Here is a 25,743-nt window from a genome sequence, read left to right as displayed (position 1 = left end):
TCGGTGCCGGCTCAGAATTCGGTTCACCTCTCCCGAAGGGAGAGGTCGGATCGCATCGCAGATGCGATCCGGGTGAGGGGTTACGGTCTCAGTGAACGCCGTGGCCCCTCACCCGGATTGCTGCGCAATCCGACCTCTCCCCGCTGGGGAGAGGTGAACCTCCAGCGACCAGCAGAGCTTGAATTCAACACGCTCTACTCCGCAACGCGCAAGTACTGGATCAGCTTGCGGCCGGTCGGATCGCGCAGCGAGCGGTAGTAGTCGGCGCGCGCCGGCGCATCGGTGTGGCGCACGAGGTCGGTCACCGGCGTGTAGCTCAGCATCCGCCCGCCGTCGGCGAGTGCGGTGCAGACGAAGCGCAGCACCTCGCCGTTGCGCAGCGCGACGTTGATCGGCGTGGCATCGCCGACCCGGACCATCTCCATGCGCTGCGCGATGAAAGTGCCGAGCTCGTCCTCGGGCAGCGCGAACGCGCCGGTGTCGCGGCCGTGATACATCAGCGCGATGAAGGGTGGCTTCGCCTCGGCGACCTCGTCCGGCACCGCAAAATAGTCGCGGAACGCGCGGTTGATGAATTCGGCCCGGGTCTCGGCATCGAGCAGCACGATGCCGATATCGACCTTGTCGAGCGCGGCCGACAGCCGCGCGGCAATGGCGTGGCTGCGGCGCTCGGCCGCGAAACTGCCGAGCAGCCGCTCGCGCATCAGCCCGGTGATGCCGGCGGTTCCGAAAACGGTGATGGCCAGGAGGCCGAGCGGCGCCAGATCGGCGGCGCCATGGCCGGAGACGCCGTGGCGGTTGAGGAAGAACAGCGCCCCGCCGATCACCGCGACAATCGCGGTCGTCACGGCGGAGGCGAGACCTGCGAGCGCGCCGGCGAGAGCCGCGATGGCGACGAACAGCGGGGCGGGCGAGGGCGCGGGGACGAAGCGATCAAGCAGAATCGCCAGCAGCAGGGTCGCTGCCGTCAGCGCCGGACCGGAGATCGCACGCCATCCGAACCGCATGGACCTGTCTCGCTCCTTCCGAACGAGGTAAGGCCGCAACACTGGCTGATTGTTGCGTGACCGCGATGCGATTTCGCGCGGCGTGCTTAAGGCGCGCTTGCGCGCAAGCGTAAGGCTTTCGGATGATTTTAGACCATGTGCGCGCGCTGCTGCAGCGTCGGCGCATGCAGCGTCGACGTGCCCGTGCCCTTGCGCGTGCCGACGATGATCAGCAGCGAGGCGACCAGGATGGCCGCAGTCAGGGTGATTGCAACGACTACCACAGGTGATTTCATCGACGTCCTGTCGCGATGCCGGTCGGCGCGGGCCGCACGGCGCCCTGAAGGCTGGTCCAGGATGAAACGGGAATCAGACCGGCAGGCCCATCGCCATGGTCGCCTTGGTCGACAACACCGTCAGGGTGACGATCAGGCACAGCGAAAGCGCGGCGACGGCGAGCGAAGCCGCGACCGCATGGGTGAGCCGGGAAGACGCGACGGTAGCGGATGGGCTCTGAAAGCCTGCCGTGCCGGACGCCCGCATCATGGTCTAAATCCTTCAACACGCGAGCGAATCACCCGCGACTTTCCAGAATTTTCCCAGTTTCAACCGGCAAGATTGCGGCGGCCTTAGCGCTGAAAATGGCCAGATTGCGGCAAATATTACCTTTATACCCGCTATTCGCCGGAGCGGACGCGTCGTCAGGCGTTCGCGGCGATGCTGGCGGGGTCGTCGATGTCGGCCGGGCGCCAGTCCATGGTCACGAAGCCGGGCGTGGCTTCGACGCGTTTCAGCCAGTCCCGGATCGCCGGGAAGGCCTGGAGGTCGAAGTCGCAGCGGTCGGCGAGGTGGGTGTAGCCGTACAGCGCGATGTCGGCGACCGTGAGTTGGCGCGCAGCGAAGTAGGGGGTGGTCTTGAGGTGGTTCTCCATCACCTGGAGCGCGCCATAGCCGCGCTCCATCCAGTCCTCCAGCGAATGGGTCTGCAGGTCGCGGCCGCCCTTGACCAGCGACAGCCAGAAATAGGCCGCGCCGATATTGGGCTCCAGCGCGTGCTGCTCGAAGAACATCCATTGCAGCGCCTCGGCGCGGTCGATGCGGTTTTCCGGCGCGAGCGGCGTGCCGACGGCAACGTACCAGAGGATGGCGTTGGACTCGGCGAGATAGCGGTCCTCGCCGACCTCGAGCAGCGGCACCTGCCCCGACGGGTTCTTGGACAGGAAATCCGGCGTGCGGCTCTCGCCGCGCAGAATGTCCACCTCCACTGCTTCGTAAGGCAGGTTGAGCAGCGCCAGCGCAAGGCGGACCTTGTAGCTGTTGCCCGAGCGTTGCATCGAATAGAGCTTGTACATTCTGGCGTTCGAAATCCGAGGACGAGAAGACGCGGCGCCCGTTGCCCCGCGAGGCGGCTAAACAATGATGCCGATGCGAATCCGCCGCAAGTGCCGTCCGATAGAAAAACTCGAAAACCCTACCGCACTGCAATGGCAAGGAAGATCGTTTCCGCGACGATGCAGTTCAGTTCACATGTACGTCAATCTGCGGACACATCGCTCTACGTAGGCTACCGCATAGACGATCGAGATTAGGACGCCAGTGTTTCCGCATCGTCATGGCCGGGCTTGACCCGGCCATCCACGACTCACTTGCCGCACGAAGAACGTGGATGCCCGGGACAAGCCCGGGCATGACGACGAGCGGTTTCCTGGAGACGTGCACCATCCAGAATTGCTCCGAGGACAGGCCTTGTCGGATATGAGCAATTCCGGAGGCAATGTTGCGCAAAATTGCGGGAAATCGTGGCTTGAACCACTCCAAATCGTAAACTTTTCCGGGATCGGGCCGAAGTTTCTTGCGGCCCAGCGGCACACGTTTTAGGGTGGCTCATTCCCACAATTGGAGTCGTGAGGCGAAGGGCTTCACGACGCTCGCCAGGAGATGATGATGTCCTTCCTTGCCGCTGCGCTCGACCGTGTGAAGCCGTCCGCGACCATCGCGGTCACGGATAAAGCACGCGCGCTGAAAGCGGCGGGCCGCAACGTCATCGGCCTCGGTGCCGGCGAGCCCGACTTCGACACGCCCGCCAACATCAAGCTGGCGGCGATCCGCGCCATCGAGGCCGGCAAGACCAAGTACACCGCGGTCGACGGCATTCCCGAGCTGAAGGAAGCCATCATCGCGAAATTTCAGCGCGAGAACGGCGTCGCCTACAAGCCGAACCAGATCATCGTCGGCACCGGCGGCAAGCAGGTGCTCTACAACGCGTTGATGGCGACCATCAATCCGGGCGACGAGGTAATCATTCCCGCGCCCTATTGGGTCAGCTATCCCGAGATGGTCGCGCTCGCGGGCGGCGAGCCGGTGCCGGTGGTCTGCACCGCCGCGACCGGCTTCAAGCTCCAGGCCGAGGCGCTCGAGCGCGCGATCACGCCGAAGACCAAATGGGTCATCCTGTGCTCGCCGTCGAACCCGACCGGAGCTGCCTACACGCGTTCGGAACTGAAAGCGCTCACCGACGTGCTGGTGAAGCATCCCCACGTCTGGGTGATGACCGACGACATGTACGAGCATCTCGTCTATGACGACTTCCAGTTCACCACGGTCGCGCAGGTCGAGCCGAAACTCTACGACCGCACGCTCACCGTGAACGGCGTCTCGAAGGCCTATTGCATGACCGGCTGGCGCATCGGCTACGCCGGCGGTCCCGCGCAGCTCATCAAGGCGATGTCGACGATCCAGTCGCAGTCGACCTCGAACCCCTCGTCGATCGCACAATGGGCCGCGGTCGAGGCGCTGAACGGTCCGCAGGACTTCATCCCCGCCAACAACAAGGTGTTCAAGGAGCGGCGCGACCTCGTCGTCTCCATGCTCAATCAGGCCAAGGGAATCGAGTGCCCGCGTCCCGAAGGCGCGTTCTACGTCTATCCGTCGTGCGCCGGCACGATCGGCAAGACCGCGCCGTCGGGCAAGGTGATCGCCAATGACGAGGACTTCGTCACCGAGCTTTTGGAGACCGAAGGCGTCGCCGTGGTGCAGGGGTCGGCCTTCGGCCTTGGACCGGCGTTCCGTATATCCTACGCGACCAAGACTTCGGACCTCGAAGACGCCTGCAAGCGCATCCAGCGCTTCTGCGGCAATCTGCGGTAAAGCCGAAGACAGTGCCAATGAAAAGGCCCGCCGCGGCGGGCCTTTTTTGTTGTTTTTATGAGCTGAGTCGGATGGACTTTTGCTTCTGGTCGCGTTGTGCGCGGCCCCTCACCCGGATTGCTGCGCAATCCGACCTCTCCCCGCAGAAGGGCGGGGAGAGGTTAAGCAAGGCCGGCGAGTTTGCACTGTGAGGGACGTGTCGCTCTCTCACTACCTCGCCCCGTTCTTACGGGGAGAGGGTGGGGTGAGGGGCTCTCTCCGCGAATCCGGTTTTAGTTGCACGCGATCTGGCACGGCCGCGGCTCTTGTGGCATAGACCCGCAACACGGGTGGGGCGCTCTCTCTGCTCGCATCACACTTTTCGCCGGAGACATTCATGCGCCGTTCGTTCCTCTTCGCCGCACTCACCGCTGCCGGCCTCACGGCCTCCGTCGTGAACACCGGCGCGCAGCAGCGGATGGCGCGGGTCGGCGTGCTCGAATGCCGCGGCGGCGCCAGCGTCGGCTTCATCGTGGGGTCGGTGACTCATCTCGGCTGCGTGCTGCGCGCCGACGGCTTGCCCGACGACCGCTACGTCGCAACCATCCGGAAAGTGGGCCTCGACATCGGCATCACCCAGGAGACGGCTTTGGCCTGGGGCGTGTTCGCGCCGGTCGACCGGCTCGGCCCCGGCGACCTCTCCGGCAATTACGTCGGCGCGCAGGGCAGCGCCTCGGTCGGTGTCGGCTTGGGGGGCAACGTGCTGGTCGGCGGCTCAAACAATTCGATCGCGCTGCAGCCGCTGAGCGTGCAGGGCCAGGTCGGCCTCAACATCGCCGCCGGCCTCGAGAGCCTGGAACTCCGTCCGGGCCGTTGACACTTCTGCGTGTGATCGCGCCGCGCGAAGCGGCGCGATTTTGCTGACGACGCACCGCAGCGACGTTTGATGCTTGCCAAATCTCGGGGAGGGGCAGAGCATCGGCGTTTGCCGACCCAATCACGGGCCGAGCTCCACACCAAGGAGGCGGCGAAATGGGACAAGACGTCAGAAGTCCCCGAGGTCCACGGTGCATCGCGCTGGTGGGCCCTTTCCAAAGCGGTAAAACCACACTTCTGGAAGCAATATTGGCGCGAACGGGTGCAATCCCGCGCGCCGGCAGCGTCGATGCCGGAACGTCCGTCGGCGACGCCACGCCCGAGGCCCGTCATCACAAGATGACCGTCGGCCTCACTGCTGCCACCACGAGTTTCATGGGCGATAGCTACACCTTCCTCGATTGTCCCGGTTCCGTCGAGTTTGCCCACGACATGCGCGCCGCGTTGCCGGCGGTCGACGCCGCAATCGTGGTCTGCGAGGCCGACGAGAAGAAGCTGCCGCAGCTTCAGATCATCCTGCGCGAGCTGGAGGAGCTGAAGATTCCGCGTTTCCTGTTCCTCAACAAGATCGACCGCGCCAGCCAGCGCATCCGCGAGACGCTGGCGATGCTGCAGCCCGCCTCGCGCGTGCCGCTGGTGTTGCGCCAGATCCCGATCTGGAAGGGCGAGCTGATCGAGGGCTTCGTCGATCTCGCGCTGGAGCGCGCCTTCATCTATCGCGAGCACAAGGCCTCCGAGGTGATCGCGCTCGAGGGCGGCAATCTCGATCGCGAGAAGGAAGCCCGCTTTTCGATGCTGGAGAAGCTCGCCGACCACGACGATGCGCTGATGGAGCAGCTGCTCGAGGACATCCAGCCGCCGCGCGATGCCGTCTTCGACGATCTCGCCCGCGAATTGCGGGAAGGGCTGATTTGCCCGGTGCTGCTGGGCGCCGCCGTGCGCGAAAACGGCGTGTTGCGCCTGATGAAGGCGTTGCGTCACGAGGCGCCCGGCGTTGCGGAGACCGCAAAACGTCTTGGCGTATCCGAGGCCAAGGACGCGCTCGGCTATGTCTTCAAGACGCTGCATTCGCAGCACGGCGGAAAGTTGTCGCTGACGCGGCTGCTCGCCGGCCATCTCGACGACGGCGCCACGCTGCAATCCTCATCCGGCGGTGCTGGGCGCATCTCCGGCATCCTCGCCGTCAACGGCGCCTACGACACCAAGCGCGCCTCGGCCGAAGCCGGCGAGACCGTGGCCCTCGCCAAGCTCGATCCGGTCAAGACCGGTGACACAGTTTCGAGCGGCAAGACGGCGCCCGCGGCATTGATCACGATCGAGCCGACGCCGCCGGTGCTCGCGATCTCGGTCGCGGCCACCGACCGCAAGGATGACGTCAAGCTTGGCCAGGCGCTGACGCGCCTGCATGAGGAGGATCCCTCGCTCATGATCGTGCAGAACGCCAAGACTCACGACACCGTGCTGTGGGGCCAGGGCGAGATGCATCTGCGCGTCGCCAGCGAGCGCTTGCGCGACCGCTTCGGCGTCAAGATCACCTCGCATCCGCCCGCGATCGGCTATCAGGAGACCATCCGCAAGCCGATCACCCAGCGCGGCCGCCACAAGAAGCAGTCCGGCGGCCACGGCCAGTTCGGCGATGTCGTGCTCGACATCACGCCGCTGCCGCGCGGCGACGGCTTCAAGTTCGCCGAGAAGGTGGTGGGCGGCGCGGTGCCGCGCAACTACATCCCGGCGGTGGAGGAGGGCGTCGTCGATGGATTGGCGCGCGGTCCGCTCGGCTTCCCCGTCACCGACGTGCAGGTGACGCTGACCGACGGCTCCTATCACAGCGTCGATAGCTCCGATCTCGCCTTCCGCACGGCCGCGCGGGTCGGGCTCAACGAAGGCCTGCCGCAATGCCAGCCGGTGCTGCTGGAGCCGATCCACATGGTCGAGATCGTCTGCCCGACCGACGCCACCGCCAAGATCAACGCGATCCTGTCGGCGCGGCGCGGCCAGATTCTCGGCTTCGACACCCGCGAGGGCTGGACCGGCTGGGACTGTGTCCGCGCCATGATGCCGGAAGCGGAGATCGGCGAGCTGATCGTGGAGCTGCGCTCGGCCACCGCTGGCGCCGGCAGCTTCACGCGCCAGTTCGACCACATGGCCGAAGTCACCGGCCGCGCCGCCGACCAGATCATCGCCGCACATCAGCACGCGGCGTGATCGGGTAGGCGATCTCGTGCCCCGGACGCAGCGCAGCGCTCCTTCAGCGGTGCGCTGCAGAGCCGGGGCCCATGTATCAGCGTGCTTGGAATTTCTGGGTCCCGGCTCCGCGCAGCAACGCCAAGTGCGTTGCAGCGCGTCCGGGACATGAGATTCTCGTATGCCACTGCACCACACTCCGTCATTGCGAGCGCAGCGAAGCCATCCAGAAATCCCTCCGCGGAAAGATTCTGGATTGCTTCGCTACGCTCGCAATGACGGAGGCTATGGACGACGCCTCCCTTGCTTTCGCCACCGTATGATGTATTTTATATCATTGTATATGTTCTAGATATCACTTATAACTGCTCGTAACTGAGGCCAAGGTGATCACTTCGTTCCAGATGCGGGCAGCCCGCGCGTTGCTCGGCATCGACCAGAAAACCCTGGCCGAGCTCGCCGGCGTGTCGCTGCCGACCATCCAGCGGATGGAGGCCTCCACCGGCAATGTTCGTGGCGTGGTCGAGACCTTGATCAAGGTAGTCGAGGCGTTCGACCGGGCCGGCGTCGAGCTGATCGGCGAGCAGGCCCGCAGCGACGGCGGCGGACGTGGCGTTCGCTTGAAAGAGCCGGGGCCGCCGCGCCGGGTCGGAGCATGATCGCGCGTTGATCGTGCCCGGGATCAAGATGGGCTAGCGCATCGTCGCACCTTAGGACGCACGATGCTTCGGAGCATTGTGGGGCCAGCGGAGCACTTTGCTGACATGAGCATCACGAGCGATCAGGCAGGACGGCTGCACCAGCTGCGTCAGCCGACCTTTGCCGAACTGTATCTGCCGAAGCTCGTCACCGTCTTTCGCGAAGGCTACGGCCTTGCGGATTTCCGCGCCGACGTCTTCGCCGGCCTCACAGTCGCGATCGTCGCGCTGCCGCTGTCGATGGCGATCGCGATCGCCTCGGGCGTGACGCCGGACCGCGGCCTCTACACCGCCGTCGCCGGCGGCTTCATCGCCTCCATACTCGGCGGCAGCCGGTTCCAGATCGGCGGCCCTGCCGGCGCCTTCATCGTTCTGGTCGCGGCGACTGCGGAGCGGCACGGCGTCGACGGAGTTATCCTCGCCACCATGATGGCGGGCCTGTTCCTGATCGGCGCAGGGCTGCTCAGGGTCGGCACCTACATCAAGTTCATTCCCTATCCGGTCACGGTCGGCTTCACCGCCGGCATCGCCGTCATCATCCTTGCCAGCCAGCTCCGCGATCTCTTCGGCATCACGCTCGCGGGGAAGGAGCCGAGCGAGTTCGTGCCGAAGCTCGTCGCGCTCGCCGGCGGCCTCAACACGATCAATCCATCCGCAGTGCTGGTCGCGATCGTCAGCATCGCCATCATCGCCTCGTTGCGGGTCTGGCGTCCCTCCTGGCCCGGCATCCTGATCGCGGTCGTCTTCGCCGCCTTCGTGTGCGCGATATTCTCGTTGCCGGTGGAAACGATCGGCTCGCGCTTCGGCGGCATCCCGCGCGAATTGCCCTCGCCGGCGCTGCCCGCATTCTCGCTGGAGAAGGCAAGGGCGGTGCTGCCGGATGCGATCGCGTTTGCGCTGCTGGCGGCGATCGAATCGCTGTTGTCGGCGGTGGTCGCCGACGGCATGACCGGCCGCCGTCACCGCTCCAATTGCGAGCTGGTGGCGCAAGGCGCGGCCAATATCGGCTCGGCGCTGTTCGGCGGCATCTGCGTCACCGGGCTGATCGCGCGCACCGCGACCAACATCCGCGCCGGCGCGCGCGGGCCGCTCGCCGGCATGCTGCATTCGGTGTTCCTGCTGCTGTTCATGCTGGTCGCGGCCCCGCTCGCAAGCTACATCCCTCTGGCCGCGCTCGCCGCGGTGCTGGTCGTGGTGGCCTGGACCATGGCGGAGAAGCACGAATTCGCGACGCTCGTGCGCTCGTCATGGGGCGATGCCGTGGTGCTGCTCGCGACCTTCCTGCTCACGATCTTCCGCGATCTCACCGAGGGCATCCTGGTCGGCTTCGCGCTCGGCGCGGTGCTTTTCATCCATCGCATGGCGGAGATGACCGGCATCGAGGAGCGGACGCCACTGGTTGCTGATGATCGCCCCGATGACGGCAACGGCGACCGTGTGCGTTACGATCCCGCGCTTGCGGTCGACCGCGACGTGCTGGTCTATCGCATCACCGGCGCGTTCTTCTTCGGCGCGGCCTCGGCGATCGGCAGCGTGCTCGACGGCATTGCCGACAGGCGTAAGGCCTTCGTGGTCGATTTCGCCGCGGTGCCGTTCCTGGATTCGACCGCGGCCAACGTGATCGGCCGCGTCGCCGCCAAGGCGCACCGCCAGGGCATCCGGCTGTTCATCACGGGGGCCTCGCCCGCGGTCCGCCGCGCGCTGCTCACCCATGGCGTCACGCCGCCGCGCGCGCGCTACCGCACGAGCCTCGAGCGCGCCATCGCCGACATCAAGGGCCGGGCCGCCGACGAGACCGCTGCGAGCTGACCACGCGCGCTTGACAGAGCGGGCGCGACGCGAAATGGATCGCCTCGGAAACGACCCGAGGGAAAGATGACCGCGCCCAAGCCCCCTGCAGCCTGTCTGATCGGATGGCCGGCCGCGCATTCGCGCTCGCCGCTGATCCACCATCACTGGCTGCGCACGCTCGATCTCGAGGGCGGCTATGTCATCGAGGCGGTGCCGCCCGAGGATTTGCGCGATTTCGTGCTGCGACTGTCGCTGCGCGGCTTCGTCGGTGCCAACGTCACCATCCCGCATAAGGAAGCCGTGCTGGCGCTGTCGACGCCCGACGCCCGCGCCAGGGCCGTCGGCGCCGCGAACACGCTGTGGTTCGCCGACGGCGAGCTGCGCTCAACCAACACCGATGTCGAAGGCTTCATCAACAATCTCGACGCCAGCGCGCCCGGCTGGGACATGGCCGAGGCGGCGCTGGTGCTGGGCGCCGGCGGCTCCTCGCGCGCGGTCGTGTTCGGCCTGCTGGAACGCGGCATCAGCTGCGTGCATGTCGCCAATCGCTCCATGGCGCGGGCCGAGACGCTGGCACAACAGTTCGGATCGAACGTGCATCCGCTGCCGTGGGACGCGATCGGCGACGTGCTGCCGCGCGCAAAACTTCTCGTGAACACGACCTCGCTCGGCATGCATGGCCAGCCTTCACTCGACGTCGACCTCGCGCGCCTGCCGCAAGATGCCGTCGTCGGCGACCTCGTCTACGTTCCCCTGGTGACGCCGCTGCTCGCCGCGGCGGCGGCGCGCGGCCTGAAGACCGCCGACGGGCTCGGCATGCTGCTGCATCAGGCGGTGCGCGGTTTCGAGCTGTGGTTCGGGCGGCGCCCCGAGGTCACCGCCGAGCTGCGCGCATTGGTTGAGGCCGATCTCACGAAGTCTTGAGAGAATAGCGCAGGGTCTTTCGGAGTTCTCTATTCCTGGGGGCAACGGAGACCGTCATGACTGTTCAACGTGCAACCTTCACACGTCCACTGATCGCCGTCGCGATGGTGGTCGTCTCGACCTACTGCGCCTTCGCCCAGAGAGCGCCGGTGCCGACGCGCGTGCGCGGCACCATCGAAAGCGTCAATGGCGACACTATGCAGGTCAAGTCGCGCAGCGGTGAAGAGGTTAAGCTTCGCCTCGCCTCCGACGTGAACGTGTCGGGCGTCACGAAGATTTCACTCGCCGACATCAAGCCGGGCTCGTTCATCGGCGCCACCACCGTGCCGGGACCGGACGGCAGCCAGAACGCCGTCGAGGTGCACGTGTTTCCGGAAAGCATGCGCGGCACCGGGGAAGGTTCGCGACCTTGGGACCTCAAGCCCAACTCCAGCATGACCAATGCGACCGTCGCGGAGAGCGTCGTCGGCAATGACGGTCACACGCTGCTGGTCAAGTACAAGGACGGCGAGAAGAAGGTGTTCGTCGCCGACGACACGCCGGTCGTGACCTTCGTGCCCGGCGACAAATCCGAGCTGAAGCCCGGCGCCAAGGTGATCGCCTTCATGAAGCAATTGCCCGACGGCTCGTTCGAGACCAACCGCGTCAGCGTCGGCCGCGACGGCCTGACGCCGCCGATGTGAGGGGCTGTGAGACGCGCACCTGCCGCCTCAAACACCGCCGTCGTCCCGGACAAGCGTCAGCGCAGATCCGGGACCCATAACCACAGGGAAAAGTTTTTGCGCGAAGCAGGCCAATCCGAGTCCCCATAGCCACACCTGCCTGTGGCTATGGGTCCCGGATCGGCGCGCGCTTTGGGCGCGCTTGTCCGGGACGACCGTGATTATTGCTGCGGCATCCCGGCAGACGCGCTCACACCGCAATCACGTGATCGTCGATCTCGTCCACCCGGTTGACGCCGCACAGGCCCATCGTAGTGAGCAGCTCCTTCTGGATGATGTCGATCGCCTTGGCGACGCCGGCCTGGCCGCCGGCACCTAAGCCATAGGCATAGGCGCGGCCGATCATGCAGGACTTTGCGCCGAGCGCCAGCGCGCGCATCACGTCCTGGCCGGAGCGGATGCCGCCGTCGAACATGATCTCCATCCTGTCGCCCACCGCGTCCGCGATCTCGGGCAGGACCTCGATCGAGGACGGCGCGCCGTCGAGCTGGCGGCCGCCGTGGTTGGAGACCACGAGCGCCTGCGCGCCGGTCTTGGCGGCTTCCTCGGCGTCCTCGACGTCGAGGATGCCCTTGATGATCAGCTTGCCCGGCCAGATGCTGCGGACCCACTCGACGTCCTTCCAGTTCAAGGAGGTGTCGAACTGCGAGGCGGTCCATTCGGCGAGGCGGTTGAGATCCTCGGTGTTCTTCACGTGGCCGGCGATGTTGCCGAAGGTGCGGCGCTTGCCCTGCAGCACGCCGGAGACCCAGGCCGGCTTGCTGGCGAAGTCCAGCAGCTTCGACAGCGACCATTCCGGTGGCACCGTCATGCCGTTCTTGATGTCGGCGTGGCGCTGGCCGATCACCTGCAGGTCGACCGTGAGCACCAGCGCGCTGCACTTGGCTGCGATCGCGCGCTGGATCAATTCCTTGATGAAGCCGCGGTCCTTCATGACGTAGAGCTGGAACCAGAACGGCTTCTCGACGCTGGCGGCGATGTCCTCGATCGAGCAGATCGACATCGTCGATTGCGTGAACGGAATGCCGGCGGCCTGCGCGGCGCGGCAGGCGTGGATCTCGCCGTCGCCGTGCTGCATGCCGAGCAGGCCGACCGGCGCGAGGATCAGCGGCATCGTCGACGGCTCGCCGAGGATCGTGGTCGAGGTGTCGCGCTTGGAGACGTCGACCAGGATGCGCTGGCGGAACTTGATCGCCTGCATGTCCTCGCGGTTGGCGCGCAGCGTCTCCTCCGCGTAGGAGCCGCGGTCGCAATAGTCGAAGAATGCCTTCGGCACGCGGCGCCGATGCAGCGTGCGAAGATCGTCGATACAGGTAATATGCTTCATGTCGTTTCCCCGGCCCGTCACGTACCAAACAGTCTTGCATCGGAAGATTTCGGGGTCATCTAGCATGGTTGGATGCACAGCCAAATCGTTTGCAGAACGTTTTGGAAGGAGAGTGCCAGGGAGAGCGTCATGACGAAGCCGCACGCAGGACCTTCGCCGGAAGAGATCAAGGAGAAGCATGATCTCGAGGAGGCGCTCGAAGAAGGGCTGGAGGAGACCTTCCCGGGCTCCGATCCCGTTAACGTCACCCAGCCGGCGCCCAGCCGCGCGGACGGCCATGTGAAGCGCTCGGATTAAGGCGAGTTCCACCGCTTTTCGCTGGTCACGCTGGAATTGCAATGTTAACAATGTGTTATCGGGGGCGGTCGCGGCGCCGGTTCCGTAATGATTCATCACATTTTTTGAAGCCAAGTTAGCCGCGATAGCTTTATAAGACCTCGGCAAATCAGGGATGCGGGTCCCGTTGGGGCAGCCCGTGGTTGTAGAGGGGAGTCCCTGGTTGCTGCTTGGGGGACGATATGAGCCGCAAATATTTCGGGACGGACGGGATTAGGGGCCGCGCCAACGGACTGATCACGCCGGAGCTCGCGCTCAAGGTCGGCCAGGCCGCGGGCCTTGCGTTTCAGCGCGGCGACCACCGCCACCGCGTCGTGATCGGCAAGGACACCCGTCTGTCCGGCTACATGATCGAATACGCCATGGTGGCAGGCTTCACCTCGGTCGGCATGGACGTGCTGCTGGTCGGCCCGATGCCGACGCCGGCGGTCGCGATGCTGACCAAGTCGATGCGCGCCGATCTCGGCGTCATGATCTCCGCCTCGCACAATCTGTTCGAGGACAACGGCATCAAGCTGTTCGGCCCGCAGGGCTTCAAGCTCTCCGACGACGTCGAGCGGCAGATCGAGCAGCTGCTCGACGAATCCCTCGACAAGCGGCTCGCCCAGAGCGCGAGCCTCGGCCGTGCCCGCCGCATCGACGGCGTGCACGACCGCTACATCGAATTCGCCAAGCGCACGCTGCCGCGCGACCTTTCGCTCGAGGGCCTGCGCGTCGTGATCGATTGCGCCAACGGCGCCGCCTACAAGGTGGTGCCCGAGGCACTGTGGGAATTGGGCGCCGACGTGGTGCCGATCGGCGTCGAGCCCGACGGCTTCAACATCAACAAGGATTGCGGCTCGACCTCGCCGGAGGCGCTGTCGAAGAAGGTGCGCGAGATGCGCGCCGACATCGGCATTGCGCTGGACGGCGACGCCGATCGCGTCATCCTGGTCGACGAGCGCGGCCATGTCGTCGACGGCGACCAGCTGCTCGCGGTGATCGCGCAGAGCTGGAAGGAGGATGGACGCCTCTCGCGTCCCGGCATCGTTGCCACCGTGATGTCCAATCTCGGGCTGGAGCGCTTCCTGCAAGGGCAGGGGCTCGAGCTGGTGCGCACGCCGGTCGGCGACCGCTACGTGCTCGAGCAGATGCTGAACGGCGGCTACAATCTTGGTGGCGAGCAGTCCGGCCACATTATCCTGTCCGACTACGCCACGACCGGCGACGGTTTTGTCGCCGCATTGCAGGTGCTCGCCGTGGTGCAGAAGCTGCGCCGCCCGGTGTCCGAGGTCTGCCACCGCTTCGATCCGCTACCGCAGATCCTCAAGAACGTCCGCCACAAGGGCGGCAGGCCGCTCGATGATTCCGACGTCAAGTCGGCGATCTCCGACGGCGAGAAGCGCCTCAACGGCCACGGCCGCCTCTTGATCCGCTCCTCCGGCACCGAGCCCGTGATCCGCGTCATGGGCGAAGGCGAGGACCGTCACCTCGTCGAGGACGTCGTCGACACCATCGTTTCGGCATTGGGGCAGGCCGCGGCGTAGGGCGCGATCGTAGCCCGGATGGAGCGCAGCGAAATCCGGGATTCGTGCGACGGGCGATAAAGGTCCCGGATTACGCTGCGCTCCATCCGGGCTACAAGTATCGTAGGGTGGGCAAAGCGAAGCGTGCCCACGCGTCTGTCGCATATCGGAAAGATGGTGGGCACGGCGCAGGGGCGCCTTTGCCCACCCTACGATATCGGATTCGCGGAGAGGGTAAGATACGCATCCCAGCCATTTGCGATTGACGATGGTCCCGCCGCCGCTTGCGTCGTAATCAGCACCTCGCGGCAATCTGCCGCGCCGGATTGCCGCCTTGAACAAGCCTGTCGTCGTCTCAGAGGAAACGCTGACCGAGCCCGTCGTCGTCGCCGAATTGGCGCCGGCCGCCCCCAAGGCGGCGGGGCCGGCCTATATCGTGCTCGCCGGCATCAGCGTCTCGCACTTCCTCAACGACACCATGCAGTCGCTGATCGCCTCGGTGTACCCGATCCTAAAGGACGCCTACGCGCTCGACTTCGCGCAGATCGGCATGATCACGCTGGCGTTCCAGTTCACGGCCTCGCTGTTGCAGCCGGTGGTCGGGCACTACACCGACAAGAAGGCGCAGCCCTATTCGCTCGCGGTCGGCATGGCCTCGACCTTCTTCGGCCTGCTGCTGCTCAGCGTCGCGCACCAATATCTCGTCATCCTCGTCGCCGCCGCGCTGGTCGGCCTCGGCTCGGCGGTATTTCACCCGGAATCGGCGCGCATCGCGCGGCTCGCCTCGGGCGGGCGCTACGGCTTTGCGCAATCGGTGTTCCAGCTCGGCGGCAGCTTCGGCACCTCGATGGGGCCGGTGCTTGCCGCGTTGATCGTGGTGCCGTTCGGGCAGGGCAGCATCGCCTGGTTCTCCTCCATCGCGTTCCTCGCCATCCTGATTCTCTGGCGCATCGGGCGCTGGTACGCGCCGCAGATCGCGACGAAGAAAGCGGCGCCCGTCCACAGCCAGCCCGGCGCGCCGAGCTCGCGCCGTGTCGCGGTAGCGCTCGCAGTGCTCGTCGTGCTGTTGTTCTCCAAGCAGCTCTACGTTTCGAGCCTGTCGAGCTATTACATCTTCTACCTGATCGACCGTTTCGGCGTCTCGACGCAGGCGGCCCAGATCTATCTCTTCGTCTTTCTCGCGGCGAACGCCGTGGGTGCGTTTCTCGGCGGTCCGCTGGGCGACCGCTTCGGCCGCAAGATCGTGATCTGGATCTCGATCCTCGGCGCGCTGCCGTTCACGCTGGCGCTGCCCTATGCCGGGCTCGTTGCGAGCGCGGTGCTCAGCGTCGCCATCGGCCTGATCATCTCCTCGACGACGTCGTCGATCATCGTCTTCGCGCAGGAGCTGGTGCCGCACCGCTTCGGCATGATCTCCGGCGTGTTCTTCGGCGTCGCCTTCGGCATCGGGGGCCTGGGCGCGGCCGTGCTGGGCAAGCTCGCCGACCACACCTCGATCGAGTTCGTCTACCAGGTCTGCGCCTATCTGCCGGCGATCGGGCTGCTCGCGGTGTTCCTGCCCAAGCTGCCGCGAAACGCGCGTTAACGCATCCTCTCTTGCCGCGTTGCGGCTTCACACATCGTTAGGGAATTCGGCGCCGATGTCGCATTTGGCGCGGCATTTTTGCAACGCTCGCACGGCGCGCGCGTGTAGGGTGAGAAAAAATCAACCTTAAAAATTAGGGTTAAGTGGCGCTTAAACATTTGCTGGCATCGTCCCCCCGTGAGTTTCCAGAACGTGAGGCGCTCGTATTCAGCCTCACCGGCCATAAGGACGAAGCAATGCGTAGCGTTAAGTCTCTCCTTGCCGCGGGTGCGGCAACCCTGATCTCGTCGATGGCGTTCGCCGCCGATATGCCGATCGCCGCCCCCCCTCCGATGTACGCGCCGCCGGCTCCGCCCGCCGACTTCGGCGGCTGGTATCTGCGCGGCGACATCGGCATGACCAACCAGAGCGCCAAGCGCATCGAGAGCGCCCTGCCGGCCGGGTACTCGAAGACGACGGAAGGCCTCGGCTTCGACTCCTCGCCGCTGTTCGGCCTCGGCGTCGGCTATCGCTTCAACAACTGGTTCCGCGCCGACGTGATCGGCCAGTACCGGGGCAAGGCCAATCTGCACGGTAGCGACAATGTCGTGGGACCCGGCTTCGTCGGCGTCAACAACTACAGCGGCAGCAAGTCCGAGTGGCTCGTGATGGCCAACGCCTATGTCGACCTCGGCACTTGGTGGTGCGTCACGCCGTTCATCGGCGCGGGCGTCGGCGGCTCCTACAACAAGCTCAGCGGCTTCCGCGACGACGGCGTGTCCTACAGCCCGCTACTCAACAACAGCGTCGCCTACTTCGCCGACAACGGAAAGTGGAACCTCGCCTGGGCCGCTCACGCCGGTCTTGCCTACAAGGTCAATCCCGGCTTCACCGTCGAACTGGCCTACAGCTACATGAACCTCGGCGATGCCGCGCCCGGCAACTACCGCCTGTTCGACAACAGCGCCTCGGGCCCGACCACGATCAAGGTCAGGGACATCACCTCGCACGACGTCAAGCTCGGCGTGCGCTGGGATCTCAACAGCCCGCCGGCCTACGTGCCGCCGCCGCTGGTCACCAAGGGCTGATCGCAAGCTGATCGGTTAGGACTCCTTAACGGCGCGGGATCATCCCGCGCCGTTTTGCTTTGCGTATTTTTCATGGCGAGGTGCGCAGAAAGCGCCCGGCGCAACCATTGGTTAAGGTTAACAGGCGATGATCATCGCAACAGTTCGAGTCCGATGGAGCGTGGTGATGCGTAGGCTGGTGTTGGCAGCGGCGATGTTGGGGACGGTGTCTGCCGCGCAAGCGGCCGACATGCCGGACCTGCCCGTGCTGCGCGGCGGCTTCGCCGACGGTCTGTCGAAGACCTCCGTCAATTGGAATGGCTTCTATGTCGGCGGTCATGGCGGTTATACCGCAGATGCCACGGATTTCAGCCAGAGCGTGGTCGGCCTGACCAATTACATCTTCCGCGACAGCGTACTCCAGGGGCCGACCTCGACGTGGTCGCTGCTGAACAAGACCAACACTCAAAGCACCAATTTCGGTGGCTTCGTCGGCCGCAACTGGCAATGGTATGATGCCGTTCTCAGTCTCGAGGGCACCTACAGCTACTTCAACAACATGGCGACATTGACGTCGGGATCCAACTCGCTCGTCATCGTCAACCCGCCTGGTGAGGTGCGGGCCCCCGGCGTCACCAACAACTATGCCGTCACGCTGACGGGTGCCGCGGCGGCCCAGGTCAAGGACATGGTGACGCTCCGCGGCCGTGTGGGCTGGGACGGCGGCAGCTTCATGCCCTATGCCTTCATGGGCGCTGCCGTCGGGCGAATGGACGTGTCGCGCACCGTGACCAGCAGCGTGTCGATGCGACAGGACACGACGACGACGGATTTCTTCGGCAACACCACGACGACACTTGGAACGTGGGGCCCGGTTCCTGCGCAGTCGGGCACGCAAGGTCAGCACAGGACCAACACTTACGCCGTGGGTTGGACCGCCGGCCTCGGGCTCGAATACTGCGTTTGGGACGGCTTGTTCGCCCGCATCGAATATGAATATGTGAGATTCTCTCCCGTCATGAACACGCAGGTGACGCTGAACAACGCGCGCCTCGGCCTCGGCTACAAGTTCTGAGCCGTCCGCTTCTTGTTGACAGCTTCGCTTCGTCCTGATGCTCTGTCGTCCCGAAAGTGGGGCGGCAGCGATGAAGATCTACGGCGACAGCAATTCCGGCAATTGTCTCAAGGTGAAGTGGGTCTGCGACAAGCTCGCATTGCCCTACCAGTGGATCGAGGTCGACACCCGCAAGGGCGAGACGCGCACGCCGCAATTCCTGAAGATGAACGGCGCCGGCCAGGTGCCGACCGTCGCATTCGACGACGGCCGCACGCTGGCCCAGTCCAACGCCATCATCCGCTATCTCGCCCGCGACAGCGCGCTGGTTCCGCGCGACGCCTTCACGGCGGCCAAGATGGACGAATGGCTGTTCTGGGAGCAGTATAGCCACGAGCCCTATATCGCCGTGTGCCGCTTCCTCATGGTCTATCTCGGCAAGGATTCCTCCGAGCTCGATCCTGAAAAGGTCAAGCGCGGCTATGCGGCGCTCGACCGCATGGAGCAGCATCTCGCCGCCAGCCGCTTCTTCGCCGGCGACGAGGTGTCGCTCGCCGACGTGTCGCTGCTCGCCTATACGCGCCTCGCGCATGAAGGCGGCTTCGACCTCGGCCGCTATGCCTCCGTCCGCCGCTGGATCGGCGACGTCGAAGCGTTTCTCGGCCTTCCGCCGGCGCGCTGAGGTGCGGAGTCGCCTGACATGAATGCCGAAGCGGTCTCTATCCGTCCCGCGCGCCGCGAGGACGTCGCCGCGATCGTGGCGATGCTCGCGGACGATCATCTCGGCCGCGCGCGCGAGCGCGTGGAGGATCCGTTGCCGGCCGCCTATTACGACGCATTCGCGCGGATCGCGCGCGATCCGAATCTGACGCTGGTGGTTGCCGAGAGTGAGGGCAGGGTGGTCGGCTGCCTGCAGCTCGCGATCCTCCCGGGCCTGAGCTCGCAAGGCGGATCGCGCGGCCTGCTCGAGGATGTTCGCGTTGCCACCGAGTGTCGCAGCCGCGGCATCGGCGAGCAATTGGTGCAATGGGCCGTGACGGAAGCAAAGGCGCGCGGCTGCAATCTGGTCGAGTTGCTCACGCATCAGACGCGCGTCGATGCGCAGCGCTTCTACAAGCGGCTCGGCTTTGCGGCGAGTCACGTCGGCATGACTGTCCGCTTTTGAGGCAGTGCGACGCGAGCGCTGCGCAGCCGGCGAAAAGCGGGCTTTTCATTCAGTCGTGTTAAGAGCCGGTAAACTACCGCTCCGTCGTTCACATTGATGAAGGAACGAAGGGTGCTACGGGGGCATCTGACACCGGGCTCGCTCGGTTCGGGATATTTCGATGACAAGCTATTCGATGATCAAGGTCGGCAACGACTACGTCGTGCAGGCCAATGAAAAATGCATTTTGAAGGTCGGAAGCCGCCGCAAGGCGGCGCAATTGATCAGCGATGCCACGGACTTGCTGAATGCGCTCGCTGTTGTCGAATCCCCCGATATTGCACCGGAAACGCCATCACTGGCGCGTGAGGCCCCGGAACTTCCTTGACGGACCTTCCCGATTCCCGTATCAGCCGCGGCGGGACACCTCCCCCCAACGGGAGGCTTACTATCTGGAAGGGTAGATCATGACTGTAGCGAAGCCCGCTTCGCGGCCGACCGTGCCGCATTTCTCTTCCGGCCCCTGCGCCAAGCGCCCCGGTTGGAACGCCCAAAATCTCAAGGACGCAGCTCTCGGCCGCTCGCATCGCGCGAAGATCGGCAAGACCAAGCTCAAGCTCGCGATCGACCTGACGCGCGAAGTGCTCGAGGTCCCCGCCGATTACCGCATCGGCATCGTGCCGGCCTCCGATACCGGCGCGGTCGAGATGGCGCTGTGGTCGCTGCTCGGCGCACGTCCCGTCACCACGCTCGCCTGGGAATCCTTCGGCGAGGGCTGGGTCAGCGACATCGTCAAGGAATTGAAGCTCAAGGACGTCACCAAGCTAAATGCGGCCTACGGTGAGATCCCGGATCTGTCGAAGGTCGATCCCAAGACCGACGTCGTCTTCACCTGGAACGGCACGACGTCGGGCGTGCGCGTTCCGAACGCGGACTGGATCAGCGCGAGCCGCGAAGGCCTGACCATCTGCGACGCCACCTCCGCCGCGTTTGCACAGCCGCTCGACTGGGCCAAGCTCGACGTCGTCACCTTCTCCTGGCAGAAGGCGCTCGGCGGCGAGGCCGCGCATGGCATGCTGATCCTCTCGCCCCGCGCGGTGGAGCGGCTCGAGACCTACAAGCCGGCCTGGCCGCTGCCGAAGATCTTCCGCATGACCAAGGGCGGCAAGCTAAACGAAGGCATCTTCGTCGGCGAGACCATCAACACGCCGTCGATGCTCTGCGTCGAGGATTATCTCGATGCGCTGAACTGGGCCAAGTCGATCGGCGGCCTCAAGGCGCTGATCGCGCGCGCCGACGCCAACACCAAGGTGCTGGCGGACTGGAAGGCGAAGACGCCCTGGATCGACTTCCTCGCCAAGGACGCTTCGATCCGCTCCAACACCTCCGTGTGCCTGAAGTTCACCGATCCCGCGATCACCTCGCTGTCCGAGGACGCGCAGGCGGAGTTCAGCAAGAAGCTGGTTTCCCTCGTCGAGAAGGAAGGCGCGGGCTACGACTTCGCCTATTACCGCGACGCGCCGGCGGGCCTGCGCATCTGGTGCGGCGCGACGGTGGAAGCAAAGGACGTCGAGCTGCTGACGCAGTGGATCGACTGGGCCTTCGCCGAGACCAAGGCCGCTCTGCCCAAGGCAGCGTAAGTTTCTTCTTCGCCTCTCCCCGTCCTTACGGGGAGAGGCCGGGTCGCGCAGCGATCCGGGTGAGGGGCTCTCTCCACGAGCACTTCGCCTGTGGCTGCCCCTCACCCCAACCCTCTCCCCGTAAGAACGGGGAGAGGGAGACCAACAAGCTTCCAAGTCACTCACGCATTTCCGGCCCTCGGGCCGATCCTCCCTCAGGGACGGTGAAGGACAAATCCCATGACCAAACCCAAAGTTCTCATTTCCGACGCGCTCTCGCCCGCTGCCGTGCAGATCTTTAGGGATCGCGGCGTCGAGGTCGACTTCCAGCCCAATCTCGGCAAGGACAAGGACAAGCTGGCCGAGATCATCGGCAATTACGACGGCCTTGCGATCCGCTCCGCGACCAAGGCGACCGCCAAGATCCTCGAGAAGGCGGCCAGGCTGAAGGTGATCGGCCGCGCCGGCATCGGCGTCGACAATGTCGAGATCCCGGCCGCGACGGCCAAGGGCATCATCGTGATGAACACGCCGTTCGGCAATTCGATCACGACCGCCGAGCACGCCATCACCCTGATGCTCGCGCTCGCCCGCGAGATCCCGCAGGCCGACGCCTCGACGCAGGCCGGCAAGTGGGAGAAGAACCGCTTCATGGGCGTGGAGATCACCGGCAAGGTGCTAGGCGTCGTCGGCTGCGGCAATATCGGCTCGATCGTCGCCGACCGCGCGCTCGGCCTGCGCATGAAGGTGATCGCGTTCGACCCGTTCCTGTCGCCGGAGCGCGCCAAGGACATCGGCGTCGAGAAGGTCGATCTCGACGATCTGCTCAGGCGCGCCGACTTCATCACGCTGCACACGCCGCTGACCGAGAAGACCAAGAACATCATCGACGCGGCCGCGATCGCCAAGATGAAGAAGGGCGTGCGCCTGATCAATTGCGCCCGCGGCGGTCTCGTCGACGAGCAGGCGGTGGTCGAGGCGCTCAACACCAAGCACATTGCCGGCGCCGCCTTCGACGTCTTCGTCGAGGAGCCCGCGACCAAGAGCGTGCTATTCGGCCATCCCAACGTGATCTGCACGCCGCATCTCGGCGCCTCCACCACCGAAGCGCAGGAGAACGTCGCGCTGCAGGTCGCCGAGCAGATGTCGGATTACCTGCTCACCGGCGCGATCTCGAACGCGGTCAACTTCCCCTCGATCACGGCGGAAGAGGCGCCGAAGCTGAAGCCGTTCATCGCGCTCGCCGAGAAGCTCGGCTCGTTCGCGGGACAGCTCACCGAGAGCGGCATCCTCAAGGTCGAGATCACCTATGAGGGCCACGTCGCCGAGATGAAGATCAAGGCGATCACCTCCGCGGTCCTGTCGGGCTTGCTGCGGCCGATGCTGGGCGAGGTCAACGTGGTGTCAGCGCCGGTCGTCGCAAAGGAGCGCGGCATGGTGGTGGACGAGATCGTCCGCGCCGCCCAGAGCGACTATGAGAGCCTGATCACCGTCACGGTCACCACCGAGCGGCAGGAGCGGTCGGTCTCGGGGACCGTCTACGCCGACGGCAAGCCGCGCCTCGTCGACATCAAGGGCATCCGCGTCGATGCCGAGTTCGGCAAGTCGATGATTTACGTCACCAATGAGGACAAGCCGGGCTTCATCGGCAAGTTCGCGGGGCTTCTGGGCGACGCCAAGATCAACATTGCGACCTTCCATCTCGGCCGCGTCGCCCCCGGTAGCGATGCCATTGCGCTGGTCGAGGTCGACGGCGTGGTGCCGGCCGACGTGCTCGCTAAGGTGCAGGCCCTGCCGCAGGTCAAGCAGGCCAAGGCGCTGACGTTCTGAGCTTCACCTCTCCCGAAGGGAGAGGTCGGGTCGCATCGTAAGATGCGATCCGGGTGAGGGGTTAGGCTCTCACAGATTGCTGCGGCCCCTCACCCGGATTGCTGGCGCAATCCGACCTCTCCCCGCCGGGGAGAGGTGACACAGCGAGCCGACAGAGTCGAATTCCATCGCCTTCCACAGACATATTCCGACCCGCGGAACAACGCCGCTTCCTTCACCGGAGGCGGCGTTTTATTTTCCCCGCGACCTCCTGACTTTGTGTACCAATGGCGCTAGGACGCTCCGTTCCAAATCGTTCGACAAGGGAGAAAACAATGCGTGAAGCCGTCATCGTTTCCTATGCGCGCACGGGCCTGGCGAAATCCGGCCGCGGCGGGTTCAACATCACGCCGCCGATGTCGCTCGCGGCCCACGCCATTCACCACGCGGTGGACCGCGCCGGCGTCGAGAAGGACTATGTCGAGGACTGCTATCTCGGCAATTGCGCCCATGGCGCGCCGAACATCGGCCGCCAGGCCGCGCTGCTCGCCGGCCTGCCGAAGACCACCGCCGGCGTGTCGGTGAACCGCTTCTGCTCGTCGGGCCTGCAGACCATCGCGATGGCCGCCAATTCGATCCGCTCCGACGGCGCCGATTGCATCGTCGCCGGCGGCGTCGAGAGCATCTCGATTCCCGGCGGCGCCACGCCGAAGGAATCTATCGATCCGGAGCTGCTCAAGGTCGCTCCCGACATCTTCATGGCGATGATCGACACCGCCGACATCGTCGCCGAGCGCTACAAGCTCAGCCGTGAATATCAGGACGAGTTCTCGCTGGAATCGCAGCGCCGCATGGCCGCGGCCCAGCAGGCGAACAAGTTCAAGGACGAGATCGTCCCGATGAAGACGAAGATGAAGGTCGTCGACAAGCAGACCAAGGCCGAGAGCATCGTCGACTACACCGTCGATCGCGACGAATGCAATCGCCCTGACACCACGATGGAAGGATTGGCAAAACTCGAACCGGTGAAGGGGCCCGGCAAGTTCGTCACCGCCGGCAATGCCAGCCAGCTCTCCGACGGCGCCGCCGCGGTGGTGCTGATGGAAGCCAAGGACGCCGAGAAGCGCGGCCTCAAGCCGCTCGGCCGCTTCGTTGCCTGGGCGACCGCCGGCTGCGAGCCGGACGAGATGGGCATCGGCCCGGTGTTCGCGATTCCGAAGCTGCTCAAGCGCACCGGCCTCAAGATCGACGACATCGATCTGTGGGAGCTCAACGAGGCCTTCGCCAGCCAGTGCCTGTATTGCCGCGACCAGCTCGGCATCGATCCCGCCAAGTACAACGTCAACGGCGGCTCGATCGCGATCGGCCATCCCTTCGGCATGACCGGCGCCCGTCTCACCGGCCATCTGCTGCAGGAAGGCGCCCGCCGCAAGGCCAAGTGGGGCGTGGTGACGATGTGCATCGGCGGCGGCCAGGGCGGCGCCGGCCTGTTCGAGATCTATCACTGATCCAACGCGACTCGCATGCGAAGGCACGGCGCGATTGAAGCGCCGTGCCTTTTCAGTTCCGCGGCGTGCGAGGGTTGGCGAAGCCGGACGGCTCAGCCCGACTGCTCCCGAACATTGGGACGGAATATCCACTCTCGCCAGACCGTCAGCAAGGCGGCCATGATCACGGGACCCAGGAACAGGCCGAGGAGGCCGAAGGCGGCGAGGCCTCCGAAGATGCCGACGAAAGCGAGGAGAAACGGCAGCCGGGCCGAATCGCCGACCAGTGTGGGCCAGACGAAATGATCGCCGGCAAGCATCACGATCGAGCCCCAGCAGAACACACCTGCGGCCGCCAGCCCGCTGCCGCCACCGGACACCAGCACCAGCGCCGCGGCCGAGAAGGCCAGCCAGGCGCCGAACGGGATCATCGCAAATGCCGCCGTGAGGATCGTGAAAACGACGGCGTTCGGCACGCCCGCGACCAGATAGCCGACGCCGATCAGCAATCCCTCGCCCACGGCGACCAGCACCGTGCCGTTCACGGTGCCGCGGGTGGTCGCGACCATCTTCGCGACGAGACCTTCGCCGGCTTCGCCAAACAGCCGGTCACACGTTTCCAGAAAGCGGCTCGCGATCAGCCGGCCATGACGGAGCAGCACGAACAGAGCCAACAGCGAAAAGAACATCATGAACAGCCGGTGGAGTAGCTGCCCGCCAAACGTTCGAAACAGATCCGATGCATTGTCGGCGCTGACCGTCTTCAGCCACTCGCTTGCCGCCTTGGGGTCGGAGAGGTTGGTGCGCCACCATTGCTCGATACTCTCAGCGGCGACGGGCAAGCGGGCAAGCCAATCCGGGACTTCGATCCCGCTCTCGCCGGCCTTCTTCAGCGAGCTGACCAACGCCTCTCCCTGCTGCGCGATCTGGTAGATCGCGAGCGACATGGGCGCGATCAGAACGAGTGCGACCATGAGCGTAAAGGCCAGGGCGGTCAGCGTGGTCGGCCCTGCGCCGAAGCGTTGGGCGAACCTGACGTAGAGCGGCCAAAGCGCGATTGCGAGAATCGCGGCCCAGATCAGCGCGGTCAGAAATCCAGCCGCGGTCCAGAGCGCGAGCGCGACCAGCACGAGCGCGAGAACCACACGGGCATTCATGCGGGCCGAAGCGCCTGAAGGCAGCGGCTTTCGGTCGGAAACAGCATCGCTCCCCTGGGGAGGGGTCTTCTTGGATGCCCCCGATTTCAGTCGCTCGGACATTGCGGTGACGTGGCGAGTGCAAATTCGCGTTGTTGAAAATGGACGAACAGGAACGCCACGAGTTCAAGCCGCGACGCGGCCTTCGGTTCCGCTCGGGAACAAGTCGCATAGCGATGCGCGGCGGCTCGCGACGCGGGGCGCCGCAGCGCCGAAAACTCGCCTGGTTGACGCTACGCCCCTGTCGGCGCTGGCGCGCGCACCACCCCGATCAGCGTGCCGTCTTGACCTGTGCACCGGCGGCGGCCAGGGGGCGGCCGGCCCCGGC

The 25,743-nt window shown here is 65.2% G+C and carries 24 protein-coding genes; 18 read left to right on the top strand and 6 right to left on the bottom strand.

Going from position 1 to position 25,743, the window contains the following annotated elements:
- Nucleotides 1-194: 194 nt before the first annotated feature.
- The 4 genes from ABIA40_RS26235 to ABIA40_RS26220 form a co-directional block, all read right to left on the bottom strand.
- Nucleotides 195-1,007: a PAS-domain containing protein gene (locus tag ABIA40_RS26235; RefSeq protein ID WP_404543970.1), complete on the bottom strand. Its 813-nt coding sequence runs from the start codon at nucleotides 1,005-1,007 to the stop codon at nucleotides 195-197.
- Between the two features lie 128 nt (nucleotides 1,008-1,135).
- Complete coding sequence (locus tag ABIA40_RS26230) at nucleotides 1,136-1,282, bottom strand: hypothetical protein (RefSeq protein ID WP_271538982.1); 147 nt, start codon at nucleotides 1,280-1,282, stop codon at nucleotides 1,136-1,138.
- 73 nt (nucleotides 1,283-1,355) lie between these two features.
- Nucleotides 1,356-1,532: a hypothetical protein gene (locus ABIA40_RS26225; protein WP_162832045.1), complete on the bottom strand. Its 177-nt coding sequence runs from the start codon at nucleotides 1,530-1,532 to the stop codon at nucleotides 1,356-1,358.
- A gap of 155 nt (nucleotides 1,533-1,687) precedes the next feature.
- Complete coding sequence (locus ABIA40_RS26220; protein ID WP_404543968.1) at nucleotides 1,688-2,338, bottom strand: glutathione S-transferase family protein; 651 nt, start codon at nucleotides 2,336-2,338, stop codon at nucleotides 1,688-1,690.
- Between the two features lie 592 nt (nucleotides 2,339-2,930).
- Here ABIA40_RS26220 and ABIA40_RS26215 point away from each other — a divergent pair.
- The 7 genes from ABIA40_RS26215 (at nucleotide 2,931) to ABIA40_RS26185 (ending at nucleotide 11,268) form a co-directional block, all read left to right on the top strand.
- On the top strand, nucleotides 2,931-4,133 hold the full coding sequence (locus ABIA40_RS26215) for a pyridoxal phosphate-dependent aminotransferase (RefSeq protein WP_036009490.1): 1,203 nt from the start codon (nucleotides 2,931-2,933) through the stop codon (nucleotides 4,131-4,133).
- A 376-nt stretch (nucleotides 4,134-4,509) separates the two neighbouring features.
- Nucleotides 4,510-4,989, top strand: coding sequence for a DUF992 domain-containing protein (locus ABIA40_RS26210; protein ID WP_404543965.1), 480 nt, complete (start codon nucleotides 4,510-4,512; stop codon nucleotides 4,987-4,989).
- A gap of 155 nt (nucleotides 4,990-5,144) precedes the next feature.
- Nucleotides 5,145-7,193, top strand: a complete 2,049-nt coding sequence (locus ABIA40_RS26205) for an elongation factor G (protein ID WP_404543962.1) — start codon at nucleotides 5,145-5,147, stop codon at nucleotides 7,191-7,193.
- Nucleotides 7,194-7,558: 365 nt separating this feature from the next.
- Nucleotides 7,559-7,831: a helix-turn-helix transcriptional regulator gene (locus ABIA40_RS26200; protein ID WP_338122806.1), complete on the top strand. Its 273-nt coding sequence runs from the start codon at nucleotides 7,559-7,561 to the stop codon at nucleotides 7,829-7,831.
- Nucleotides 7,832-7,936: 105 nt separating this feature from the next.
- Entirely contained in the window at nucleotides 7,937-9,679 is a 1,743-nt protein-coding gene (locus tag ABIA40_RS26195) for a SulP family inorganic anion transporter (protein WP_404543960.1), read from the top strand.
- Nucleotides 9,680-9,745: 66 nt separating this feature from the next.
- Nucleotides 9,746-10,585, top strand: a complete 840-nt coding sequence (locus ABIA40_RS26190) for a shikimate dehydrogenase (protein WP_404543957.1) — start codon at nucleotides 9,746-9,748, stop codon at nucleotides 10,583-10,585.
- A gap of 56 nt (nucleotides 10,586-10,641) precedes the next feature.
- Nucleotides 10,642-11,268, top strand: a complete 627-nt coding sequence (locus ABIA40_RS26185; protein WP_271538969.1) for a hypothetical protein — start codon at nucleotides 10,642-10,644, stop codon at nucleotides 11,266-11,268.
- Between the two features lie 229 nt (nucleotides 11,269-11,497).
- Here the strand turns inward: ABIA40_RS26185 and ABIA40_RS26180 are convergent, their stop codons facing one another.
- A complete protein-coding gene (locus tag ABIA40_RS26180; protein ID WP_157286557.1) occupies nucleotides 11,498-12,634 on the bottom strand; it encodes an alpha-hydroxy acid oxidase in 1,137 nt (378 codons plus the stop codon).
- Nucleotides 12,635-12,763: 129 nt separating this feature from the next.
- On the opposite strand from ABIA40_RS26180, the gene ABIA40_RS26175 reads away from it, so the two are divergent.
- The 11 genes from ABIA40_RS26175 (at nucleotide 12,764) to ABIA40_RS26125 (ending at nucleotide 24,240) form a co-directional block, all read left to right on the top strand.
- Complete coding sequence (locus tag ABIA40_RS26175; RefSeq protein ID WP_167361667.1) at nucleotides 12,764-12,931, top strand: hypothetical protein; 168 nt, start codon at nucleotides 12,764-12,766, stop codon at nucleotides 12,929-12,931.
- Nucleotides 12,932-13,152: 221 nt separating this feature from the next.
- On the top strand, nucleotides 13,153-14,496 hold the full coding sequence (glmM, locus tag ABIA40_RS26170; protein WP_157286558.1) for a phosphoglucosamine mutase: 1,344 nt from the start codon (nucleotides 13,153-13,155) through the stop codon (nucleotides 14,494-14,496).
- A gap of 313 nt (nucleotides 14,497-14,809) precedes the next feature.
- The gene (locus tag ABIA40_RS26165; RefSeq protein WP_404543953.1) at nucleotides 14,810-16,060 is read left to right on the top strand and encodes an MFS transporter; all 1,251 of its coding nucleotides are present in this window, start codon (nucleotides 14,810-14,812) and stop codon (nucleotides 16,058-16,060) included.
- A 236-nt stretch (nucleotides 16,061-16,296) separates the two neighbouring features.
- Nucleotides 16,297-17,127 carry an outer membrane protein gene (locus tag ABIA40_RS26160; RefSeq protein ID WP_157286559.1) on the top strand — a complete coding sequence of 277 codons (831 nt, stop codon included), beginning with the start codon at nucleotides 16,297-16,299 and terminating at the stop codon, nucleotides 17,125-17,127.
- A gap of 166 nt (nucleotides 17,128-17,293) precedes the next feature.
- Nucleotides 17,294-18,181, top strand: coding sequence for an outer membrane protein (locus ABIA40_RS26155; RefSeq protein ID WP_275508046.1), 888 nt, complete (start codon nucleotides 17,294-17,296; stop codon nucleotides 18,179-18,181).
- A gap of 70 nt (nucleotides 18,182-18,251) precedes the next feature.
- Complete coding sequence (locus ABIA40_RS26150; protein WP_404543950.1) at nucleotides 18,252-18,842, top strand: glutathione S-transferase family protein; 591 nt, start codon at nucleotides 18,252-18,254, stop codon at nucleotides 18,840-18,842.
- Between the two features lie 18 nt (nucleotides 18,843-18,860).
- The gene (locus ABIA40_RS26145; RefSeq protein ID WP_271538959.1) at nucleotides 18,861-19,325 is read left to right on the top strand and encodes a GNAT family N-acetyltransferase; all 465 of its coding nucleotides are present in this window, start codon (nucleotides 18,861-18,863) and stop codon (nucleotides 19,323-19,325) included.
- A 160-nt stretch (nucleotides 19,326-19,485) separates the two neighbouring features.
- On the top strand, nucleotides 19,486-19,692 hold the full coding sequence (locus tag ABIA40_RS26140) for a hypothetical protein (protein WP_271538957.1): 207 nt from the start codon (nucleotides 19,486-19,488) through the stop codon (nucleotides 19,690-19,692).
- A gap of 79 nt (nucleotides 19,693-19,771) precedes the next feature.
- Nucleotides 19,772-20,944: a phosphoserine transaminase gene (locus ABIA40_RS26135; RefSeq protein WP_404543948.1), complete on the top strand. Its 1,173-nt coding sequence runs from the start codon at nucleotides 19,772-19,774 to the stop codon at nucleotides 20,942-20,944.
- A 219-nt stretch (nucleotides 20,945-21,163) separates the two neighbouring features.
- Nucleotides 21,164-22,753, top strand: a complete 1,590-nt coding sequence (serA, locus tag ABIA40_RS26130) for a phosphoglycerate dehydrogenase (protein WP_404543946.1) — start codon at nucleotides 21,164-21,166, stop codon at nucleotides 22,751-22,753.
- A gap of 314 nt (nucleotides 22,754-23,067) precedes the next feature.
- Nucleotides 23,068-24,240, top strand: a complete 1,173-nt coding sequence (locus ABIA40_RS26125; protein ID WP_271538953.1) for an acetyl-CoA C-acyltransferase — start codon at nucleotides 23,068-23,070, stop codon at nucleotides 24,238-24,240.
- A 92-nt stretch (nucleotides 24,241-24,332) separates the two neighbouring features.
- Here the strand turns inward: ABIA40_RS26125 and ABIA40_RS26120 are convergent, their stop codons facing one another.
- Entirely contained in the window at nucleotides 24,333-25,376 is a 1,044-nt protein-coding gene (locus tag ABIA40_RS26120) for an AI-2E family transporter (RefSeq protein ID WP_246732555.1), read from the bottom strand.
- Between the last annotated feature and the right edge of the window lie 367 nt (nucleotides 25,377-25,743).

Origin of the sequence: Bradyrhizobium sp. USDA 223 (assembly GCF_044909005.1) — a bacterium.
GTDB lineage: Bacteria > Pseudomonadota > Alphaproteobacteria > Rhizobiales > Xanthobacteraceae > Bradyrhizobium > Bradyrhizobium yuanmingense.
Note: the sequence above shows the minus strand (reverse complement) of the source record. Positions and strands in the feature narration are given on the sequence as shown.

Bases quoted from the DNA above. Each gene is read 5' to 3' on its own strand.
- ABIA40_RS26225 (WP_162832045.1), bottom strand. From the start codon at position 1,532: ATGATGCGGGCGTCCGGCACGGCAGGCTTTCAGAGCCCATCCGCTACC.
- ABIA40_RS26180 (WP_157286557.1), bottom strand. From the start codon at position 12,634: ATGAAGCATATTACCTGTATCGACGATCTTCGCACGCTGCATCGGCGC.
- ABIA40_RS26150 (WP_404543950.1), top strand. From the start codon at position 18,252: ATGAAGATCTACGGCGACAGCAATTCCGGCAATTGTCTCAAGGTGAAG.
- glmM (WP_157286558.1), top strand. From the start codon at position 13,153: ATGAGCCGCAAATATTTCGGGACGGACGGGATTAGGGGCCGCGCCAAC.
- serA (WP_404543946.1), top strand. From the start codon at position 21,164: ATGACCAAACCCAAAGTTCTCATTTCCGACGCGCTCTCGCCCGCTGCC.
- ABIA40_RS26135 (WP_404543948.1), top strand. From the start codon at position 19,772: ATGACTGTAGCGAAGCCCGCTTCGCGGCCGACCGTGCCGCATTTCTCT.
- ABIA40_RS26190 (WP_404543957.1), top strand. From the start codon at position 9,746: ATGACCGCGCCCAAGCCCCCTGCAGCCTGTCTGATCGGATGGCCGGCC.
- ABIA40_RS26145 (WP_271538959.1), top strand. From the start codon at position 18,861: ATGAATGCCGAAGCGGTCTCTATCCGTCCCGCGCGCCGCGAGGACGTC.
- ABIA40_RS26195 (WP_404543960.1), top strand. From the start codon at position 7,937: ATGAGCATCACGAGCGATCAGGCAGGACGGCTGCACCAGCTGCGTCAG.
- ABIA40_RS26185 (WP_271538969.1), top strand. From the start codon at position 10,642: ATGACTGTTCAACGTGCAACCTTCACACGTCCACTGATCGCCGTCGCG.
- ABIA40_RS26175 (WP_167361667.1), top strand. From the start codon at position 12,764: ATGACGAAGCCGCACGCAGGACCTTCGCCGGAAGAGATCAAGGAGAAG.
- ABIA40_RS26230 (WP_271538982.1), bottom strand. From the start codon at position 1,282: ATGAAATCACCTGTGGTAGTCGTTGCAATCACCCTGACTGCGGCCATC.
- ABIA40_RS26125 (WP_271538953.1), top strand. From the start codon at position 23,068: ATGCGTGAAGCCGTCATCGTTTCCTATGCGCGCACGGGCCTGGCGAAA.
- ABIA40_RS26215 (WP_036009490.1), top strand. From the start codon at position 2,931: ATGTCCTTCCTTGCCGCTGCGCTCGACCGTGTGAAGCCGTCCGCGACC.
- ABIA40_RS26140 (WP_271538957.1), top strand. From the start codon at position 19,486: ATGACAAGCTATTCGATGATCAAGGTCGGCAACGACTACGTCGTGCAG.
- ABIA40_RS26160 (WP_157286559.1), top strand. From the start codon at position 16,297: ATGCGTAGCGTTAAGTCTCTCCTTGCCGCGGGTGCGGCAACCCTGATC.
- ABIA40_RS26205 (WP_404543962.1), top strand. From the start codon at position 5,145: ATGGGACAAGACGTCAGAAGTCCCCGAGGTCCACGGTGCATCGCGCTG.
- ABIA40_RS26120 (WP_246732555.1), bottom strand. From the start codon at position 25,376: ATGAATGCCCGTGTGGTTCTCGCGCTCGTGCTGGTCGCGCTCGCGCTC.
- ABIA40_RS26235 (WP_404543970.1), bottom strand. From the start codon at position 1,007: ATGCGGTTCGGATGGCGTGCGATCTCCGGTCCGGCGCTGACGGCAGCG.
- ABIA40_RS26220 (WP_404543968.1), bottom strand. From the start codon at position 2,338: ATGTACAAGCTCTATTCGATGCAACGCTCGGGCAACAGCTACAAGGTC.
- ABIA40_RS26155 (WP_275508046.1), top strand. From the start codon at position 17,294: ATGCGTAGGCTGGTGTTGGCAGCGGCGATGTTGGGGACGGTGTCTGCC.
- ABIA40_RS26210 (WP_404543965.1), top strand. From the start codon at position 4,510: ATGCGCCGTTCGTTCCTCTTCGCCGCACTCACCGCTGCCGGCCTCACG.